Raw genomic sequence first — 4,172 nt, forward strand, 5'->3', positions numbered from 1 at the left:
TTCCGCACCCGCGAGTTCGAGCAGATGGAGATCGAGTACTTCGTCACGCCCGACGAGGCCGACGCGTACTTCAGAAGCTGGGTGGAGGACTGCTGGAACTGGTTCACAGACCTGGGCATCGACCCCGCGAACCTGCGCCGCTTCGACGTCCCCGACGACGAGCGGGCCCACTACTCGGCCGGCACCATCGACTTCGAGTACCGCTTCGGGTTCCAGGGCAACGAGTGGGGCGAGCTCATGGGCGTCGCCAACCGCACCGACTACGACCTCACGCAGCACCAGACCCATTCGGGAGAGGACCTGCAGTACTTCGACCAGGCCTCGGGCGAGAAGTACATCCCGTACGTCATCGAGCCGAGCTTCGGCCTCACCCGGTCGCTGATGGCGTTCCTCGTGGACGCCTACACCGAGGACCAGGCCCCCAACGCCAAGGGCGGCGTCGACACCCGCACGGTGCTCAAGCTCGACCGGCGCCTGGCGCCGTTCAAGGCCGCCGTGTTGCCGCTCTCACGCAACGCCGACCTCTCGCCCAAGGCGCGGGACCTGGCCGCGCAGCTGCGCAAGAGCTGGAACGTGGACTTCGACGACGCGCAGGCCATCGGCCGCCGCTACCGCCGCCACGACGAGATCGGCACCCCGTTCTGCATCACGGTGGACTTCGACACCCTCGAGGACCAGGCCGTGACGATCCGGGAGCGGGACACCATGGCCCAGGAGCGGGTGGCGATCGACCAGGTGGAGGGCTACCTGGCGCAGCGCCTCATCGGCTGCTGACCCCGGCGCTGGCACACTGGTCGGGTGAGTAGATCCCGGTCCCCGCTGCGCGCGGTGTCCAGGGCCCTGGGGTGGTTCCTGGTCACCGCGCTGCTGTTGTGCCTGGTGGTGCCCGCCTTCATCTCCTTCCGCGTGTGGCACGTGGCGAGGGTGGACGACCGCACCCCCGCGGACGCGATCGTCGTCCTGGGGGCGGCCCAGTACGACGGCGTCCCCACCCCGGTGTTCCAGGCGCGCCTGGAGCACGCGGCCGACCTGTACGAGCAGGGGGTCGCGCCGCAGGTCATCACCGTCGGGGGAAGCCAGCCGGGTGACCGCTTCACCGAGGCGGGCTCCGGACGCGCCTACCTCACGGAACTGGGCGTGCCGCCGGAGGTGATCGTGGCGGTCGAGACGGGATCGAACACGATCGGCAGCCTCGAGGCGGTCGCCCTCACGGTGCGTGACCAGGGCGGCCGGTCGGTGGTCCTGGTCAGCGACCCCACCCACTCCTACCGGGCGCGGATGATGGCCGAGGACGCCGGCCTGGACGCGTGGACCTCGCCCACCCGGCACGGCCCCGCGGTGTGGACCCGGGAGAACCAGATCGCGAGCATCGTCCGGGAGACCGGTGCGGTGCTGTGGTACCAGTACCACCGGATCGTCGGGACCGACGTGGACTTCCCCGGCTGACCGGGGCCGGTGGTCGGGGCGGGGAAGGACGGGATGGATGACGACGGGGCGAGCGATCGCCCGGAGGGGACCTCGATGACGGGCTACGCGTACACGGAGGCGGACGGCGAGCGGCGGGTGTCCGAGGGGCGCGGCCGACCGCCGGGATCCGCCAGCGAACGCAGCCCCTTCGAGCGCGACCGCGCCCGGGTCCTGCACTCCGCGGCACTGCGCAGGCTCGCCGACAAGACACAGGTGGTGGGGCCCGGCGACGGCGACACTCCGCGGACCCGGCTCACCCATTCGCTCGAGGTGGCCCAGATCTCCCGGAGCATCGCCGCCGGGTTGGGCTGCGACCCCGACCTCGCCGACCTGGCCGGCCTGAGCCACGACATCGGCCACCCGCCCTACGGCCACAACGGTGAGCGCGCACTGGACGAGGTCGCCCGGTCCTTCGGGGGATACGAGGGCAACGCCCAGACGGTGCGGATCCTCTCCCGGCTCGAGCCGAAGGTCGTGGACGCCGCCGGCAACGGGGTGGGTCTCAACCTCACCAGGGCCGCGCTCGACGCCGCGACCAAGTACCCCTGGTTGCCGCGCGAGGGCACCACCAAGTTCGGCGCCTACCCCGAGGACGCGGACACGCTCGCCTGGATTCGCCGGGGCGCGCCCGGGGACACGCGCTGCCTGGAGGCGCAGATCATGGACTTCTCCGACGACGTGGCCTACTCGGTGCACGACGTCGAGGACGCGATCGTCGCCGGCCGGTTGGACCTGCGCTCCCTGACCGACCCGTCCGAGGTCTCGGCGCTCGCCGAGCTGGGCGCCCGGGAGTTCCGCGGCCCCGACGCGGACCACCTCCGCGAGGCGGCCGCCCGGCTGGGCGCGCTCGACGTGGTCCGGGCCCTCCAGCCCTTCGAGGAGACCTTCTCCGGACTGGTCGCGCTCAAGTCCCTCACCAGCGAGCTGGTCGGGCGCTTCGTCATGCCGGCCATCCACGCCACCCGCGAGGCGCACGGGTCGGCCCCGCACGGGCGGTACAGCGCCGACCTCGAGGTGCCGGTGGAGGTGGAGGCCGAGGTGGTGATGCTCAAGACCATGGCCGTCCGGTACGTCATGAGCGATCCGGGGCACCGGCTGAGGCAGGATCGGCAGCGCGACCGGATCCACCGGGTGGCCGAGTTCCTCGCCCACTCTGCGCCGGCGGGGCTGGACCCGGTGCTGCGCCCGCTGTGGGACGCGGCCCCGGACGACGCCGCACGGATGCGCGTGATCGTGGACCAGGTGGCCCTGTACACCGAGAGCAGGCTCGAGCGGATCGACCGCGCCAGCGCCGGCATCCAGGCCGCGTGGGGCTGACCCGGCCCGATCAAGCCCGCAGCCCGATCAACCCAGCTCGCGGGCGAGACCCCCGACCAGGGTGTCGACCCCGAGCGAGTCGATCGACCCACCGGGGGAGAAGCCCATCCGCACCACCACGAGGTCGGTCAACGGCACCACCACGACGTACTGCCCGTCGTGGCCGGAGGCCCAGTAGGCGTCGGCCGGTAACGCGGGGAACCGCAGCGGGGTGCCGTCCCCGGCGTCGTTGACCCACCACTGCGCACCGTACGGCTCCGGCTCCCCGGCGGCCGGGACGACACTGGTCGCGTAGGCCATCCATCCCGCGGGCAGCAGGCGGCGGCCGCCCACCTCGCCGTCATCCAGCGTGAACTGCCCGAACCGGGCCCAGTCCCGCGGCGTCGCCCACAGGTAGGAGCTGCACACGGACCCGCCGGAGGCGTCGGCCTCGAGGACCGCGCTGCGCATCCCGATCGGCCGGAAAAGGAGGCGGTCCGCGATGTCGGGACCGAGGCCGGTCCGGTCGTGGAGGAGGTCGCACAGGATGTTGGTCGTGCCGGAGGAGTACTGGCGGACGGTCCCGGGCTCGTGCGCGGGCGGTTGCGCGGCGGCGAAGGCGGCCATGTCGGGTTCGGAGAAGAGCATCCGCGTGATGGGGGTGCCCAGCTCGTACTCCTCGTCCCACTCCAGGCCGGAGGTCATGCGGAGCAGGTCGTCGAGGGAGATCCGCGATCGCTGATCGGTCCACTCCGGCAGCAGGGCGGTGCCCGCCGGGTCCAGGTCGGCGTCCGGGAACTCGACCTGCGCCCGGCCGACCAGGGTGGCCGCCACGCTCTTGGCCATTGACCAGCCGAGCTGGCGGGTGTCGGGGCCGAAGCCGTCGGCGTACCACTCCCCGAGGAGCTCGCCCCGATGGACGACGACGAGGCCGCGCGTCCCCTCCGCCCGTGCCGCCTCGGCGAGCGCGGATCGGACCTCGGCCGGGGAGTCGGTGGCCGCGGGGAGCGCGATCCCGGTCCCGCCGCCCTCCGGTGGGCGGACGAGCGAGGTGTGCTCCGAGCCCTCCGCGCGGTGGTCGCCCACCGCGCAGCCGTACTCGGACGCCCACGCCGTCCGGGTGAAGGCCACGCCCAGGACGGACGAGCGCGCCGACCCGTCGGAGTCGTCGACCTCGGTCCGCAGGAGCGGCACGAGCGGGTTGGGTGGCAGATCGGTCCCCGGGTCGTCTCGGCCGGCGAGGAAGTGGACCGCGCACGCGTTGTGCGCGGCGTACCCGGTGCCGGTGAGCAGGAGCGGGCGGAAACGAATGCCCGCGGCCACCACGGCGGCCACCACCAGGACGAGGATCACGAGGATCGCGAGGAGGACTTTCCGGCGCCGCGTCATGGCGCTCAGAACCGCCCGCC

The 4,172-nt window shown here is 72.7% G+C and carries 4 protein-coding genes; 3 read left to right on the top strand and 1 reads right to left on the bottom strand.

What is annotated here, in order from left to right; translation table 11 throughout:
• The 3 genes from B4M60_RS07950 to B4M60_RS07960 form a co-directional block, all read left to right on the top strand.
• Positions 1–774 (top strand): glycine--tRNA ligase (locus B4M60_RS07950; protein ID WP_291082012.1); only part of this gene is annotated, 774 nt, incomplete at its 5' end.
• A gap of 54 nt (positions 775–828) precedes the next feature.
• Complete coding sequence (locus B4M60_RS07955; RefSeq protein ID WP_291082026.1) at positions 829–1,446, top strand: YdcF family protein; 618 nt, start codon at positions 829–831, stop codon at positions 1,444–1,446.
• Positions 1,447–1,521: 75 nt separating this feature from the next.
• Entirely contained in the window at positions 1,522–2,784 is a 1,263-nt protein-coding gene (locus tag B4M60_RS07960) for a deoxyguanosinetriphosphate triphosphohydrolase (RefSeq protein ID WP_291082028.1), read from the top strand.
• Between the two features lie 27 nt (positions 2,785–2,811).
• Here B4M60_RS07960 and B4M60_RS07965 read toward each other — a convergent pair.
• A partial coding sequence (locus B4M60_RS07965) for a serine hydrolase domain-containing protein (RefSeq protein ID WP_291082014.1) occupies positions 2,812–4,172 on the bottom strand: 1,361 nt, incomplete at its 5' end.

This window comes from Dietzia sp. UBA5065, from assembly GCA_002415925.1.
GTDB lineage: Bacteria > Actinomycetota > Actinomycetes > Mycobacteriales > Mycobacteriaceae > Dietzia.

Excerpts from the sequence above, each read along its gene's own strand:
- B4M60_RS07960 (WP_291082028.1), top strand. The coding sequence starts at position 1,522 with ATGACGGGCTACGCGTACACGGAGGCGGACGGCGAGCGGCGGGTGTCC.